Genomic DNA, 15,631 nt, shown 5'->3' with positions numbered 1-15,631 from the left:
AAAATAACAGACCAGTATGCTTGCCTATTTTGTGTCATACTGCGTCAGCAAATTTCACTAATAGACCCCCCTATGAGAAAAATTTACTTCCTTGCTTAGCGCAAGATATGTGTCGCATCTTTGATCTATTATTTTCTTTCATGTGTTTAATTTTAAAATTGTGTATGAATAATTTCATTTATATTAATTATAAAATATTTATAATTTGCCGTATATGGTATAAAAGTACCATTCTTTATACTACATTCTTTAAATGAAGTTATATTTTAACAACTAAACGTGTGCCATTATACTATTCCTTTTTATCTATATTTATCATATAAGGCTCAGTATTTTCTGCAGCCACTCCAACATTTAGTTCATGTATTTTTTTTAAGGCTAATGTCTTATTAGTTACCCCTAATTTATTATATATATTCTGTAAATGCCTACGTACTGTGTTTGGAGATATAATAAGTTCCTGTGCAATTTCACTTTGCTTATATCCATTTTCTAATAAAGCTAGTACCTTACTTTCTCTGGCTGTAAGTGTTATGATCTCTTCTTTTTTATGCACTTCTTCATAAGCTTTCATAAATTTACTAGACATTTCTATTACTTTATCTATCCATTTACTGCTTCCTTCTCTTTGAAATTCTTTTAAAAGAATTTCAATCTCTGGCATACTTTCTACAAAAGGAGAAACTATTTTATCAGCTTCTGCCAACTTAACAGTTTGCCTAAATTCTTTCATAGCAGTTTCCAAGTCATAGAGATGATATTTAGCAATAGATAAATATATTCCTGCATAAATGTACCCTAAAAGATTATTATGTTCTTCACAAACTTCTCTTATTGTTTCTACAATTACTTCTAATTCTATATAACTTTTTCTTACAATAGCGCTTTTACCCATAGCAATACAAGCAATGCCTAACCTCTGAAGATAAATCTTTCTAAAATTTGAGATATTATCTATACTAAGCCATTCAGTACTCTTTGAAACTATACCAAGGCTTCCATAAACTATAGCTTCTGCTATTTCCATACTATTATAAAGATATGGATTTTTAATTTTTTCAATATACTTTTTCAATTCGTCCAAAATAAAGAAAGCTGTAGTAGGTTGTCCCCTTAACATAGCTGCTCTAGAAAGACATAAGTTGCCACATATAATAATACTTGCCTGCTCTTTAGTTTTAGCCTTAAATATTCCTTTATGAGCGTAGAACTCAGCATTTTTTAAATCCCCAATTTCAAGATAATATTCAGCCTGTACTATATATTCACAACCGGTACCATTACCATTAGAGATACGTTGATAACATCTCATTGCACTGGATATCATAGCTTCAACTAGACTTTTAAGTCCGCCTACTTCCTTATGATATAAATAAAGAAGATTAGGCGATCCAAGAGAAAACACCATTTCTGGGCACATTATGTGTGACTTCTTGCCGTCAAAAAGTTCATAAGCTTTTTTATAACATTGGCTCATTAATTTAACATCATTAAAATGTAAAAAACTTTCAACTATAGCTATTTCTGCTAATACCTCCTTCTTATTTGGCAAACTTTCATCCTTTTCATAAATGGCTTTAGCCTTCATTAAAAATTCAGCACCTTTTTCACCATTTACAACAATAAGATATGAAAATATAAAGCTAATATATGCAATAGGTCGTGATATTTTTAATTTAAGTTCCATCGCTTCAAATGCTTTAAAAATAGTTTTAGGTGCTAAATCAATAAATTCAGTTGCACCTTTAAGCTCAAAGATATCTAATATTTTAATATAATTGCCTGCCTTATAATATGATTCAATAGCTTCTATAATGTTGCCTTTCTGTTCATGCCAATGAGCGTATCTTGAAAATAATGAAGCTTTATCTATACCACTGGTATTTATAATCTCCTTCAAAAGCTCCCTTAATATAGCATGAATTATATAAACATCATTTTTAGCATCATATCGTAAAAAACAATTATCTTCCAAAAGTTTATGTATAAACTTTCCTGCCTCTTTATTTTCAGTAACATATACAGCTGCTTCTAAAGTAACACTTTCAAATATGCAAAGCTTCAATAACACCGTTTGAGTTTCTGTGTCAAGCTTATCATACACGGCTGTTTTCATTAAGTACTTTATATTAATATCTTTGTCTACATTTCTTGTTTCAGAATATCTAAGCAATCCAAGATATATAGCAGATGTCCAACCTTCTGTATTTTTATGAAGCAGCTTTTGCTCCTCACTTTCAAGTAAAAAACCATTTAATTTAAACAACTCATGGATTTCTTGGAAGGTAAACTCAAGATCATTTTGAGACAATACCTTACACAAATTTTTAAGCTGAAATTCTTGCACTGGAAAAGGTGGCATAGTTCTACTGATTAAAATAATATGGAAATCTTCAATTTCAGCTTTTACAAAAGTAATAAGAAGCTCATTAAATTTATTACTTTTATTTTCATGATAATCATCAAGAATTAAAACAATAGGCCTTTTTATTTTATTTCTTATATTCATAACTATGTATTCAGCCTCTTTAGTTGTATTTGGAATCCCATATTCATATAACTTATCTGAAATATCAGGTGATAATTCCCTAACAGCACTGCAAAATTTATTCCACATCCATTCCGAATCAGTTTCATTTGTATTAAAGGTAAACCACAAACTAATCAAATCTTTTCTATTTTTAAGAAAATCCTTAACAACTGTTGTTTTACCATATCCCATAGAAGCTGATATTACAAGCAATGGAACCTCATAAATGGTTTCTAATTGTTTTTGTAATCGCACTCTATGTAATAATTTAGGTTTAAATGTGGTATTTTCCACCCACAAGTACCTCCTTTCTCACTCGATTTATACATATTCAAGATTTTTGCATTCTAATTAAAGTTTTTAGCGATTCTTTCATTATATATTTCTTCACTCACATTAACTTTTGCTATAGACTTCAATGTATCCGCCAAACGCTGTGACTTCAATTTAATAATCATATCCTATTTATATAAATACATTAGAGATCCTTACAATTACATTATTACGACAACTTAGTCATAAATCAATATATCATCCGTTAAATCCGTTTTTATCTCGTGAGCTCTTTATAATTTTAAAGTTTAATGCTAAACTTATAAGTGAAATCTTTAATTTATATTTGTTTTTATTTTTAATGAAATTCAAATTCTTATATAATTTTTTGGGGGATATAGTTTTGAATATTGCAATATGTGATGATTTAGAAATTGATATACAAATTTTAATAGATATGATTAAAAAATATTGCTTAAATAATAAATTAGACACTAAATTTTCCACCTATATAAATGGAAAGGAATTCCTTGCAGACTTTTCGGCAAATAAATTTAATGTAGTATTTCTAGATATTTATATGAACGATAGAGATGAATTAACAGGAATACAAGTTGCAAAAAAAATAAAAAGTATTGATAAAAACTGCATTATAATTTTTATGACTACCAGTAAAGATCATGCCCTTGATGCCTTTGAAGTAGATGCAATGCAATATCTTGTGAAGCCAATTAATTATGATAAAATCACTCAGCTATTCAATAAATTCCAAAAAATTTTCTTACATGACATGCATTTTATTGAAATTTTGAGCAATAGAATTTCTCATAAGGTCCTTTTAAAAGATATTTATTACATTGAAGTATATGACAAGACATGTCTTATTCACTTAAACAATAAAATCATAAAAACATACACCCCATTATCTAAACTATGGAAACTTTTGAACGGAACACCTTTTTTGAAATGTCATAGATGTTATATTATAAATATGTTTCATGTAGACAATATCTTAGAAAGCGATTTTATTTTGAAAAATAATGCTAAAATTCCTATAAGCAAAGACAAATCATCTTCTATTAAACAGATTTATTACGACTATTTTTTTGAACAAATGAGGGATTAAATTAATGCTTAACTATATATCAACTTTTATATATATTTTCCTATACATGCTTCCATTTGCACCTCTAAGATATTATCCTTTTTTAAATCATTTAATTATCCCAACAAAATGGGTTGCTGCAATTCTAATATCCATTACTATAATACAAGCCTTCGGTTTTATTTATTTAGTTAATCAACCTTGGTATATTCAAAATTATTCACTTATATATCATTACATATTTGCATTTATTTTTGGAGTGCTCTCCTTTGTATTTATTAAAGAAATTTTCTCAAAAGTGATGTTTATATATTTACTAATATTTTGTTATAGTAATTTTATACTAGGCAATTCATTTTTTATTGAAGCCAATTTCTTCTCTTATTTTTCTTCAAAATACCACTATCTAACAAATGACATAATTAAAATAATTCTAATAACTATAACTTATCCTTTTGTCTTTTACTTTTTAAAAAAATATTTAAAAAATGCTATGAAAAATATAGAGTCTGATGTTTGGAAATACATATGGATTAATCCTTTAATTTTTAATGCAATAGGTATCATAACTGACTTTAACAATTTAAATTATAAAAGTTTTAACTTTATTATCTTAAGATATTTTATTTTTATAGGGACTTTTGTAAATTGCTTCTTTTTATTTAAAGCTTTAAAACAAACAGAATTAAATGTTCACCTTAAAGAAGATATTAAATATACAAACAAGCAGATTAATCTGCAAAGAGAGCAATATGCCTTGTTAAATAAAAATATTGAAGAAACAAAGAAAACAAGACACGATTTACGTCATCATATTACTTTAATTCAGAACCTTCTAAATAATAAACAATACGATAAGCTAAAAATATATTTTGATCAATACCAAAAAAGCCTGCCATTAGATAATGAACTTATCTTTTGCAAGAATTATATGGTTAATACTCTTCTAAGTCATTACGTAAATTTAGCTAATAATGAAAATATATCTGTAGAAGTTGATTGCAAACTTCCAGCTAAAACTTTTGTTTCAGATTTAGATTTTTGCATTATCATAGGGAATTGCTTTGAAAATGCCATAGACGCCTGCAAAAAAATTTCTGAAGGCAAAAGGTTTATTTCTATTAAATCTAAAAACACTAACAATTTTATTGGCATAACAATCGATAATAATTTTTCTGGTGAAATACATAAAGAAAATGATACTTTTATGTCAACAAAAAATTCAAAGGAACATGGAATAGGAATATCATCTGTTCATGCAGTCGCAGCAAAATATGCTGGCACTTCAAAATTCCAAGTTGATAATTCAAATAAACTTTTTAAGGTTTCAATATTTTTAAAAACTCCATAGATATTATATAAGTTGCGTTAAAGATTTTACACTACATATTTTGTTTAGCATTAATGCAAACAATAGTGATATAGTTTCATTATCACAACCTATATATGTATTATGAAATTAATATAATCTTCACACTCAAAAATTTATTACAACTATTAATTACTTCCTAAACTTTTAATTATGATAATAATGGTACTTTTGTGCTATAGATGGCTGATCAAAAATGATCTATCATATATATTATGTTATGATAATAATTTTTCAAAAAATTAATTAAAAGTATTATTAAAATTGGAAGGAATACATATGACTGAGAATATATTAATTTCTAAAAATGTACGACCATTAAGAAAAGAACATAGAGCTACTAAAAGATATAAGTATACTTGTAATTTTAAGATTGAAAGCGTAAATTCTAAAAAAACTGATTTAACCGTAACCGGTATAGACCTTTCTTGTTCTGGTATAGGTTTTATTTCTTGTACTCCTTTTAAAGTAAATGACATACTAGAAATATCATTTAAATATAATAATGTAACCATACCAGCAATTATTAAAATACAACATGTAAATCTATTTGACTTGGGTTTTACTGTCGGTGGACAATTTATGGCTCTACAAAATAATTATAGAGAGTTGTTAAAGCATTTAGTATAGTAAATGTTTCAAATAGTTCAATGGAAAATATATAAATTTGAAATCTAGTTCAATGTTTTAATTTAAAATTCTCCTTTTCACAAGTTTTTAGAACAACAAAAAAGGCACGTTCACAGAATTTAAATTTATATGCGAACGTGCCTTTTTTCATTTATCCTATTATCTTATCTGAAAACCCTATATTTCACTATGTTTTCAGCTATTCTTTTGGTGCAGGTAACGGGACTTGAACCCGTACGTTATTCAACACACGCCCCTCAAACGTGCCTGTCTGCCAATTCCAGCACACCTGCAAATACAGTTAACTCCTTAATAATAATTCATTTTAATAAAAAATTCAAGCAAAATTTTTTAAATGTTTTCATCATATATTTATTTCACGATTGCTATCCGAATTCATTGTAAAAAATAATATCCTTAGATACAATATATAAACTCCCACTTCATGTATTGACTTATAATTTTAAATATGCTTCTATCATTCACTAGACTTAAATGTATCTCTTTGGGCTTATATATATTTACGTATAGTTTACACATTTTGTATCCCTATAGATATCCAAAACAAGAAATTCACTTATACACTAGGAATTCTTATCGATATTACATGAATCAGGCTAATGTATATGCTAAATCTATAAATTGGATATCTATATAGAATGTTTATGCATTTAAGTTAAACTTTGGTGTATACCTAAATCAGAAATTACATAAGTTCAAAGTCAAAGCTTTCTATTTATAAGTACACTAATTTAAAAATTTTACGCTCCATAAACTTTTGGTTAATTCTAGTACTTTATTTACATCAAAATAGCTTTTCTCATCTCTATAAAGATATTCGTATATATGATAATAAGTAATTACTTTATCTACGTATTTTTTGGTTTCTCCAAAAGGTATATAATCTATACTCTTTCCGTTTGATGAATATTTTTCATCTATAAGCCATGATTGCACATTAGATGGACCTGCATTATATGCTGCGATTGTCAAATCCAAATCCTTATTAAAGGTATCATTTAATCTTCGAAGATACCAACAGCCCATTCTAATATTATATTCCTCATTATATAGATCTTCTTTAGAAAATGTACCATATCCCATTTCATTGGCAGCCCATTCTCCTGTTTCTACTGTTATCTGCATAAGTCCCACCGCATTCTTATGTGAATGAGCATCATCATCAAATTTACTTTCAGTCTTTATCACTGCTAGTACTAATAGTGGATCTAAATTATACTGGGAACTATATTTATCTACATATTCCTGATACTTATAAGGAAAAAACTTTTCCTTTATCAAATATCTAGAACCTAGTCCTATTACTATTACTGCTATTAATATGAGTATTAGTGAATAAAAGATCTTTCTTATAAATCTCATCATCTTCTCCTTAACTTAGCATAATAATTTTATAAAATCGATCAAATCATAAACTTGTTTTTGTGTTTCAACAAGATCATTATTATTATCAATAATAATATTGGCAAACTCTTTTTTTTCTTCCATGGACATTTGAGAATTTATCCTGCTTACTGCATCAGCTTTACTTAGCCTATCTCTATTCATAACTCGTTGAATCTGGACTGAATTATCCGCATATACAAGTATAATATAATCCATTTCGTTATGCATATTATTTTCAATTAAAGTTGGTGCATCTAATATTATTATCTTTCCACCCTTTTTTTCTAACTTTTCTATTTCCTCTTCTATAGCTTCTTTAATGTATGGCATTATAATGCTTTCATATTTTACCCTCTGTTTTGGAAATCTAAAAATATGGTTCCCAAATTCTTTTCGTCTAAATTCCCCTCTCCAATCAAAGAAACCTGCTCCGAATTGCGCACGGACCATTTCTAATATTTTAGGATTTTTCTCAAGAACTTCCTTAGCTATAGCGTCTGCATCTATAATTTTAAATCCTTCAGCTTTCAAAATATTTGATACAGTACTTTTCCCTGTACCAATTCCGCCTGTTAAACCAATTTTAATCATTTTTTTATAAACCACCCTTTGTTCAGTTAATAGTTATGAGTTAAAAATTATGAGTTGATGATAAAATCCCTACTAGGGATTTTAAAAAATTATCTTCATGAAAAGCCCATTGCTTTTCTTTTAAACTCTTAACTCCTATCTTATAACTCTTAGCTAATATGTTATTCCATCATTGCATATATAACAAAACTTATAAGCAGTACATTTAATCATAAACTCATTAAATATTACTTCGCTTCGTACCAAGTTTTACCGAAGTTAACATCTACATCGAGTGCTACTTTTAGCTTAATTGCATTTTCCATTTCGTCTGCAACTAATTTTTTAACCTCTTCAAATTCATCTTTCTTAACATTTAGTATAAGTTCATCATGAACTTGAAGTATTAATTCACTTTTTAACTTCTTTTCATTTAATTTGTTATATACATTAACCATTGCAAGCTTTATTATATCAGCTGCGCTCCCTTGAATTGGAGCATTCATTGCCAATCTATCTCCTAGAGCTTTTACAATTTTATTTGAAGCTTTTATTTCTGGTATGAATCTTCTTCTATTTAAAATTGTTAATACATATCCATTTTCCTGAGCTTCTTTAACTACATTCTCTAAGTATTCTTTTATCTTAGGATATCTTTCAAGATAAATTGCCATATATTCTTCTGCTTCTTTTTTACTAATCTTCAAGTCTTCCGCTAAGCTAAACGCACTTATTCCGTAAACTATTCCGAAGTTTACAGCTTTTGCTCTACTTCTCATTATAGAAGTAACTTCATCCACTGGAACTTTGAATACTTCCGAAGCTGTCTTTGTATGAATATCACTATGGTGCTTAAATGCATCTATCATATTCTCATCTCCTGCAATATGTGCTAAAACCCTTAATTCTATTTGTGAATAATCGCAGGAAATTATAGTATCAGTCTCTTCCATAGGTATAAACACTTTTCTTATTTCTCTTCCCATTTCATATTTAATAGGAATGTTTTGTAAATTAGGCTCTGTACTTGATAATCTTCCTGTTGTAGTTACAGTTTGATTAAAATTAGAATGAATACGTCCATCCTTATCAATTACATTTTTTAATCCTTCTACATATGTAGAATTGATTTTTGTAATTTGTCTGTAATACATTATTTTAGGTATTATCTCATGCTTATCCATTAATTTTTCTAAAACTTCTTGATTAGTCGAATATCCTGTCTTTGTCTTTTTAATCACTGGTAAATCTAACTTTTCAAATAATATCTTACCTAATTGCTTAGGTGAACTTATATTAAACTCTTCTTCTGCTAATTTATATATATCACTCTGAGTTTCTTCAATTTCTTTTTTAAATTTTATCTGTAATTCATCTAACATACCTTCATTTATGTTAAATCCAATACTCTCCATGGATGATAGCACATAAATAAGTGGATGTTCAACTTCATAATAAAGTTTATCCATATTTTCTTTATGAAGGCTCTCCTTTAATTCTTCATAAATCACTGGTAAATAGCTGCAAAGAACTCCTTTTATATTTGGATCATTTTCATTTGGATTTTCTCCAATATAATGATTAACAAGTTCTAATATTTCATACTTACTCTTAGATGAATCAATTAAATAAGCCGCTATTGCAGTATCAAAATCAAAGCCTTTAATTTCAATATTATTTTTATTTAAAAAGGTAACTAAATTTTTTCCATTATGTATTACCTTTTTAATACTTTCATCTTCCATTAAAGCTTTTAATACATCTAATGCTTCTTCTTTATTTTTAGAACTTATTTCTTTAAAATTTATGATATTTCCAATGTTCTCTTCTCCAAGAATCAAAAGATCAAGTTCTAATTTTGAATATACAGATGCATCACTTAAAGAATAATCAATATAAATTCTATCCTTTTTCTTTGAAAATAATTCCTCCATATTTTCAATTGTATCTATAGCTTTTACTTCAACCTTTGATTCTTCTGAAACTGTATCATCTTTAAACTTATTTAAAACTGATTTCATTTCCAGCTTCATAAGCATCTTTTTTATTTCTAATATATTTTCTTTTCCATTAGAATTAATATCTTCTATGGTCAATTCAATTGGAACTTCCCTCATTATTGTAGCAAGCCTTTTAGAGAATACTGCCTGCTCAGTATTACTTTCCAAATTTTCCTTTAGTTTTCTTCCTGCAATATTATCTATATTCTTTAGAACTTCCTCTATAGAACCATATTCCTTAATTAACTTAAAGGCAGTCTTTTCTCCTACACCTGGAACTCCTGGAATATTATCTGATTTATCTCCCATAAGCCCTTTAACATCTATAAATTGATGTGGAGTTACTTCAAACTCATTTATAAATGCTTCTTCATCATATACGGCTGTCTCACTAACTCCCTTTTTAGTAATTACAATCTTAGTTCTCTCAGATGCCAGTTGAAGTGCATCTTTATCTCCTGTAACTACAAAGACTTCTGAATCATTATCTTCAGCGAATTTAGAAACTGTACCTATAATATCGTCTGCCTCAAAACCTTCTATTTCAAAAATCTTTATTCCCATAAGCTTAAATAATTCTTTAATAATTGGAAATTGTTCAGCAAGCTCTGGAGGCATTTTATTTCTTCCTGCCTTGTATTCCGAATACTCTTTATGCCTAAAAGTTGGTGCCTTTAAATCAAAGGCAGCAATTATGCTGTCTGGATTAATTTCTTCCTTCATTTTAAATAACATATTCATAAAGCCATAAATGGCATTAGTATTTATTCCATCGCTATTTGTAAGAGGAGGCAAGGCATAAAACGCCCTATTCATAAGTGAATTTGAATCTAAAAGTAATAATTTTTTCATTAAAAACCTCCTTGATTTATCATAAAATTTATTTAAACAAAAGATATTTTCTCTTTATTTCAAATATCATTTAGATTTATTATACTATATTGTTTAACTTAAAGTATACCTATATCCCTTGTAATATGGAATTTCTCTAATATTATTTCCATATGTTCTTTTGTGCATTCTTACTTTAACATATATTTGAAATTTTTATATTAGGTGCATGAAAATATATTATTGATACAAAATTTTCTTGGATATTTGCATCATACAAGAAGGCAAATGGAATTATTATTTTTTAATTGTGCCTTAATCACTTAAAAATCTATTAAAAATAAATAATGCAGGATTATCCTAAAATAAAATATCTCAAAATAATCCTGCATTATTTATTTTCGTGTATTATTTCTTTGCCTTACTTCGTTCTAAATTGTTAAAATAATTCTTTAACTCATTATCTAAAGATTCAATAATACCATTATATCTCGCTTTAAAGTTACGTCTAAACATAAACCTTTGAACTAATAATGACATATATCCAAAAAACTTTTCTGATGTTTGAGTTTCTTCCACTTGTATTTTAGTTGTTCCATCTTTTTGACCTTTAAAAGTATATGTTGAAACACATTTTGAAAAGCTCGTTATGGTAGTAATTTGATATTTCCAGTTTTTCTCATAATCTGTTATTTCAACGGTGCACTTTACTGGATTTGACGCTCCAGTATTTATACTTTTTTCAATCTTACATCCTATAGCATTTTCTTCATTAAAATCTAAAAAATCTCTTCCAGCACTTTTTATAAAAATACGAAACACATCTTCAACTGGATAATTTAATACGCCAATAGCCTTCATTTCGGTTTCCCCCTTAGCGAACTTCTCTTATTTTCCTGTGAAATACTCTATTCCTATTGCCTGACGAACATCCTTTAAAGTATTCGCTGCTACTGCCCTAGCTTTATCACTGCCATCTTTTAACATCTTATATACAGCATCAATGTCCTTTTCAAACTCTAATCTTCTGTTTCTTATTGGTTCTAATTCAGCTTGTAAAACTTCATTTAAATATTTTTTTACTTTTACGTCTCCAAGTCCACCACGTTTGTAGTGCTCCTTCATTTCTTCAACTGCCTTTTTATCAGTTGCAAAAACATCTAAATAAGTAAATACTGTATTTCCTTCTATCTGTCCTGGATCTTCCACTCTTATATGATTAGGATCTGTATACATTGACATGACTTTCTTCTTAATTGTATCTGCATCATCAGACAAATATATACAATTTCCTATTGATTTACTCATTTTAGCTTTACCATCAGTTCCTGGTAATCTCCCAGCATTAGAACTTGGCAATACTGCTTCAGGTTCAATTAAAACCTCTCCATATATTGAATTAAAACTTCTAACAATTTCCCTAGTTTGTTCAATCATAGGCAATTGATCTTCTCCAACTGGAACCGTATCTGCCTTAAATGCAGTAATATCAGCAGCCTGGCTTACAGGATAAATAAGAAATCCTGCTGGGATGCTGTTTTCAAAGTTTTTTTGCTGTATTTCTGCTTTAACTGTTGGATTTCTCTCTAATCTAGATAAAGTAACAAGATTTAAATAATGCATAGTAAGTTCATTTAACTCAGGTATTTGCGATTGTACAAATATAGTAGATTTACTTGGATCAATTCCAACTGCTAAGTAATCTAAAGCAACTTCTGTTAAGCTATTTCTTATTTTTTCTGGATTTCTTGCATTATCAGTTAATGCCTGCTGATCTGCAATCATTATAAAGCTTTCATATAATCCTGATTCCTGTAGTGCTACTCTATTTTTCAAAGAACCTATATAATGTCCTATATGTAACTTTCCAGTTGGCCTATCTCCTGTTAATATTATTTTTTTGCCCATTAAATTTTCACTCCTAAACTATATAAAGCAAATTAAGATTCTAATTTTGCTTTACTTTCAACTACGTTGTTAATGATTTCTGCTCTTCTTTCACCTAAGACATTAGCTATTTTTACTGACATACTTTTATCCTTGTAAATCGAATCCCTATTTGCATCGACAATTTTTATGATTCTTTCTTCCATTTTTTCATATGAAATTAAATCATCATAATATGTATCCACAATATCCTTTAAACATGTTGCTAATTCTCTTGGGTTTCTATAAACTGCTCTCATCTCTTACTCCTTAATATTAAAAAATAATTTTTATCTGTTGTTCAGCTTTTCTAAATTCTAACTACGAGTATTTATACGCAAAAAATAGCAAGAATTCAAAAAGCTTAACTGAATTCAGCTGGAATATTAATTTCCACTGATAAATTTAGATTTTTAAAACTTATTCTTTTCTTATTATTGCCTATTTACTGAAATAATAGCAAATAATCCTCGTTATATTATATCATTATATAATATAAAATTCTATATTCAGAAATATAGACTATCTCAAAATATCACTTTAAGATAATCTATAAAAAATTCATATTATACTTATAATTACTTAATACTAATTGTGAAATCATTTGGAACTATCATTACAATGCATTTAGCACGTTTTACAACATTAGTTGTTACCGATCCTATAATCCTATTCAATCCCTTTCTTGTGGATTTCGTCATAACGATTACACCAATATTTTCTTCTTGAGCTTTCTTTACAATTTCATCTCCCGGATATCCAAAAGTAAAGAATGTCTCAACTTTATAGTCTTTCATCTTTTCTTTTGCTGCCTCTAATATTTCTTCGCCTAGTTCTTCAGCAAATTTTATTTCATCAGCAACAATCATTTCATTGACCAATATTAATTCTTTTACATTCATTATCATGATTTCAATTGAGTCTTTGGGAAATATCTCTTTTACAAAATCTAAAGAATGCATACTGCTCTCTGTTCCATCTACTGGTATTAATACTTTTCTCTTGTTCATAATATACTCCCCCTTTAAGCTACCTTTTTATACTATATAGTATTCTACACAATGCTATTAATATCCTCTTTTATCATTAATTTAATCTATAGCTTTTACTGTATATGTTGCAATTAAAAATTTACATTATACATTTTACAACTACTGTCAAATTTCTTACAAATCCTCCACTCGCTTATGATAATATTTAAATTAGACAAAAAAAGATAGGGTATATTCATATATAAATTTATATACAAATATACCCTAATAATTTCATTTCTACTCAAGAATTTCTCCATCTCTTGAAATAGTCACTACCTGCCATGGAATCATTTTATCACTAAGCTTTAATGCATTTTTGACTGCATTTTCTATTCCTCCGCAGCAAGGTACTTCCATTCTTACTACTGTGACACTTTTTATATCATTCATCTTTATGATTGCTGTAAGCTTCTCTGAATAATCAACTTCGTCAAGTTTTGGACAGCCTATTACTGTAATTCTATTTTTAATAAATTTATTATGGAAATCCCCATATGCATAAGCTGTGCAGTCTGCTGCTACAAGTAAGTTAGCATTCTTAAAATATGGAGCATTTGGTGGCACAAGTTTAATCTGCACTGGCCATTGATTCAATTGTGAGGTTACTTCTCCATTATTTGTATCTCTCTTAATTTCCATTGGGCCACGCTTTATTGCTCCGCCTTGTGTTCCTGGACATGCAGACTGCATATTCCCCTTCTTATTTTCTTCTGCTTTTTGCTGCTCCATCTTTCTTTTTTCCATATTTATCTTTACTGCTTCTTCATCATAAGCCGCTGCTTCACGTTCTTCAAAAGCAATAGCACCTGCTGGACATGAAGGAAGGCAGTCTCCAAATCCATCACAATAATCATCACGCAATAATTTTGCTTTTCCGTTTACCATTCTAATTGCACCTTCATGGCAAGCTGCAGCACAAAGTCCACATCCGTTACATTTTTCCTCATCAATTTTAATAACTTTTCTTATCATAAAGTTCACCATCCCTATTATTTTCATACTTAAATTATGTTCATGCTCAAATAAGCTTGTCTTCTTAAATAATTTATTTTATGATGTCATTATACTAAAATTATAGTTTCCATTCTGTTTCATTTGTAACAGACTAAAAACTATAAAAAAATTTTTTAACCTGCTAAGTAAAATTGGTTTATAAAACATCAAACACTAATATTTTCTCTAAAGTATCTCTATGATTTTTTAAAGTATCAATCTGAACAAACCCATATTTCTCATATAGATTGTCTTCTTGCGTTGAAATATATACTTTCTTAAAATCTTTCGTTTTGGCATATTTTAATGCTTTCTCAATCATTTTCTGACTTGTTCTATTACCACGATATTTTTCATCAACAAACACAAAGCCAATCCATGGTGTATATAAGCAATTTGGTATGCAGTCTGTTTTTGTAATCGTGCAAAAACCAACAACCTTATCATTTTCTACAGCCGCAAATACACATTCAAAATCTTCAAACTTATTCGAACGCATCTTATATCCAAGGCTTGCCCCTGCATGCCATGAGCAATTTTCAGACATTTCAATTGTTTTATTCCAATAGTCATCATGAATATCTAAAATTCTTACTTCCATTAATCCCTCCTGAATACTGAATTATCTCCCCTTGCCCTTGATCCAAAAAGAATAACTTTATTAATATATTCATGTTTTCTTGATATCTCTATTATTTCATCAATTATTCTCTTTTCTAAATTCAAGTTATTTCCTCCTAATAAAGCTAGACTTACAACCTACTCTTCTCCTATTAATTCAACCTCTGAAAGATCGATTTCTAACGCCTCAAATCTGATAGATCTAAGTCTATCATTTACATTTTAAATTCAAAGCTAAATTTATTTTTATTATAGCATCTCCCTATATAAAATGAAATTAAACTAATTTATATTCTTATATTCTTATATTCTTATATTCTTATATTCTTATATTCTTATATT

The 15,631-nt window shown here is 28.2% G+C and carries 14 protein-coding genes and 1 tRNA gene; 3 read left to right on the top strand and 12 right to left on the bottom strand.

Features of this window, described 5'->3' with window-relative positions:
- Window positions 1-292: 292 nt before the first annotated feature.
- Entirely contained in the window at window positions 293-2,824 is a 2,532-nt protein-coding gene (locus CLOBL_RS23905) for a LuxR C-terminal-related transcriptional regulator (RefSeq protein ID WP_077861309.1), read from the bottom strand.
- Window positions 2,825-3,206: 382 nt separating this feature from the next.
- On the opposite strand from CLOBL_RS23905, the gene CLOBL_RS23900 reads away from it, so the two are divergent.
- The 3 genes from CLOBL_RS23900 to CLOBL_RS23890 all read left to right on the top strand — a co-directional run bounded on the left by CLOBL_RS23900 (window position 3,207) and on the right by CLOBL_RS23890 (window position 5,907).
- Window positions 3,207-3,929, top strand: a complete 723-nt coding sequence (locus tag CLOBL_RS23900) for a LytTR family DNA-binding domain-containing protein (protein WP_179117825.1) — start codon at window positions 3,207-3,209, stop codon at window positions 3,927-3,929.
- Between the two features lie 472 nt (window positions 3,930-4,401).
- Window positions 4,402-5,259 (top strand): sensor histidine kinase, encoded by an 858-nt coding sequence (locus CLOBL_RS28225; RefSeq protein WP_179117824.1) that lies wholly within the window; start codon window positions 4,402-4,404, stop codon window positions 5,257-5,259.
- A gap of 297 nt (window positions 5,260-5,556) precedes the next feature.
- The gene (locus CLOBL_RS23890) at window positions 5,557-5,907 is read left to right on the top strand and encodes a PilZ domain-containing protein (protein WP_077861306.1); all 351 of its coding nucleotides are present in this window, start codon (window positions 5,557-5,559) and stop codon (window positions 5,905-5,907) included.
- Between the two features lie 208 nt (window positions 5,908-6,115).
- Here the strand turns inward: CLOBL_RS23890 and CLOBL_RS23885 are convergent.
- From CLOBL_RS23885 to CLOBL_RS29050, 11 genes are all read right to left on the bottom strand, one after another.
- Window positions 6,116-6,200, bottom strand: a tRNA-Leu gene (locus CLOBL_RS23885).
- Between the two features lie 454 nt (window positions 6,201-6,654).
- The gene (locus CLOBL_RS23880) at window positions 6,655-7,290 is read right to left on the bottom strand and encodes a lytic transglycosylase domain-containing protein (RefSeq protein WP_077861305.1); all 636 of its coding nucleotides are present in this window, start codon (window positions 7,288-7,290) and stop codon (window positions 6,655-6,657) included.
- Between the two features lie 15 nt (window positions 7,291-7,305).
- The gene (gene coaE / locus CLOBL_RS23875; RefSeq protein ID WP_077861304.1) at window positions 7,306-7,905 is read right to left on the bottom strand and encodes a dephospho-CoA kinase; all 600 of its coding nucleotides are present in this window, start codon (window positions 7,903-7,905) and stop codon (window positions 7,306-7,308) included.
- Between the two features lie 227 nt (window positions 7,906-8,132).
- Window positions 8,133-10,736, bottom strand: a complete 2,604-nt coding sequence (polA, locus tag CLOBL_RS23870; protein WP_077861303.1) for a DNA polymerase I — start codon at window positions 10,734-10,736, stop codon at window positions 8,133-8,135.
- Between the two features lie 387 nt (window positions 10,737-11,123).
- Complete coding sequence (locus CLOBL_RS23865) at window positions 11,124-11,576, bottom strand: DUF3284 domain-containing protein (protein ID WP_077861302.1); 453 nt, start codon at window positions 11,574-11,576, stop codon at window positions 11,124-11,126.
- Between the two features lie 27 nt (window positions 11,577-11,603).
- The gene (gene trpS, locus CLOBL_RS23860; protein WP_077861301.1) at window positions 11,604-12,623 is read right to left on the bottom strand and encodes a tryptophan--tRNA ligase; all 1,020 of its coding nucleotides are present in this window, start codon (window positions 12,621-12,623) and stop codon (window positions 11,604-11,606) included.
- A 32-nt stretch (window positions 12,624-12,655) separates the two neighbouring features.
- Complete coding sequence (locus CLOBL_RS23855; protein ID WP_009168639.1) at window positions 12,656-12,901, bottom strand: TIGR04540 family protein; 246 nt, start codon at window positions 12,899-12,901, stop codon at window positions 12,656-12,658.
- Window positions 12,902-13,219: 318 nt separating this feature from the next.
- Window positions 13,220-13,651: a universal stress protein gene (locus tag CLOBL_RS23850; protein ID WP_009168638.1), complete on the bottom strand. Its 432-nt coding sequence runs from the start codon at window positions 13,649-13,651 to the stop codon at window positions 13,220-13,222.
- A 261-nt stretch (window positions 13,652-13,912) separates the two neighbouring features.
- Window positions 13,913-14,647, bottom strand: a complete 735-nt coding sequence (locus tag CLOBL_RS23845; RefSeq protein WP_077861300.1) for a 4Fe-4S dicluster domain-containing protein — start codon at window positions 14,645-14,647, stop codon at window positions 13,913-13,915.
- A gap of 178 nt (window positions 14,648-14,825) precedes the next feature.
- Window positions 14,826-15,269, bottom strand: a complete 444-nt coding sequence (locus tag CLOBL_RS23840) for a GNAT family N-acetyltransferase (protein ID WP_077861299.1) — start codon at window positions 15,267-15,269, stop codon at window positions 14,826-14,828.
- Window positions 15,269-15,394, bottom strand: coding sequence for a hypothetical protein (locus CLOBL_RS29050; protein ID WP_278281358.1), 126 nt, complete (start codon window positions 15,392-15,394; stop codon window positions 15,269-15,271). Before CLOBL_RS29050 ends, CLOBL_RS23840 begins: the two co-directional genes overlap by 1 nt.
- Window positions 15,395-15,631 lie beyond the last annotated feature (237 nt).

This window comes from Clostridium sp. BL-8 (genome assembly GCF_002006495.1).
Taxonomy (GTDB): Bacteria; Bacillota; Clostridia; order Clostridiales; family Clostridiaceae; genus Clostridium.
This window is presented reverse-complemented; position numbering and strand designations above follow the sequence as displayed.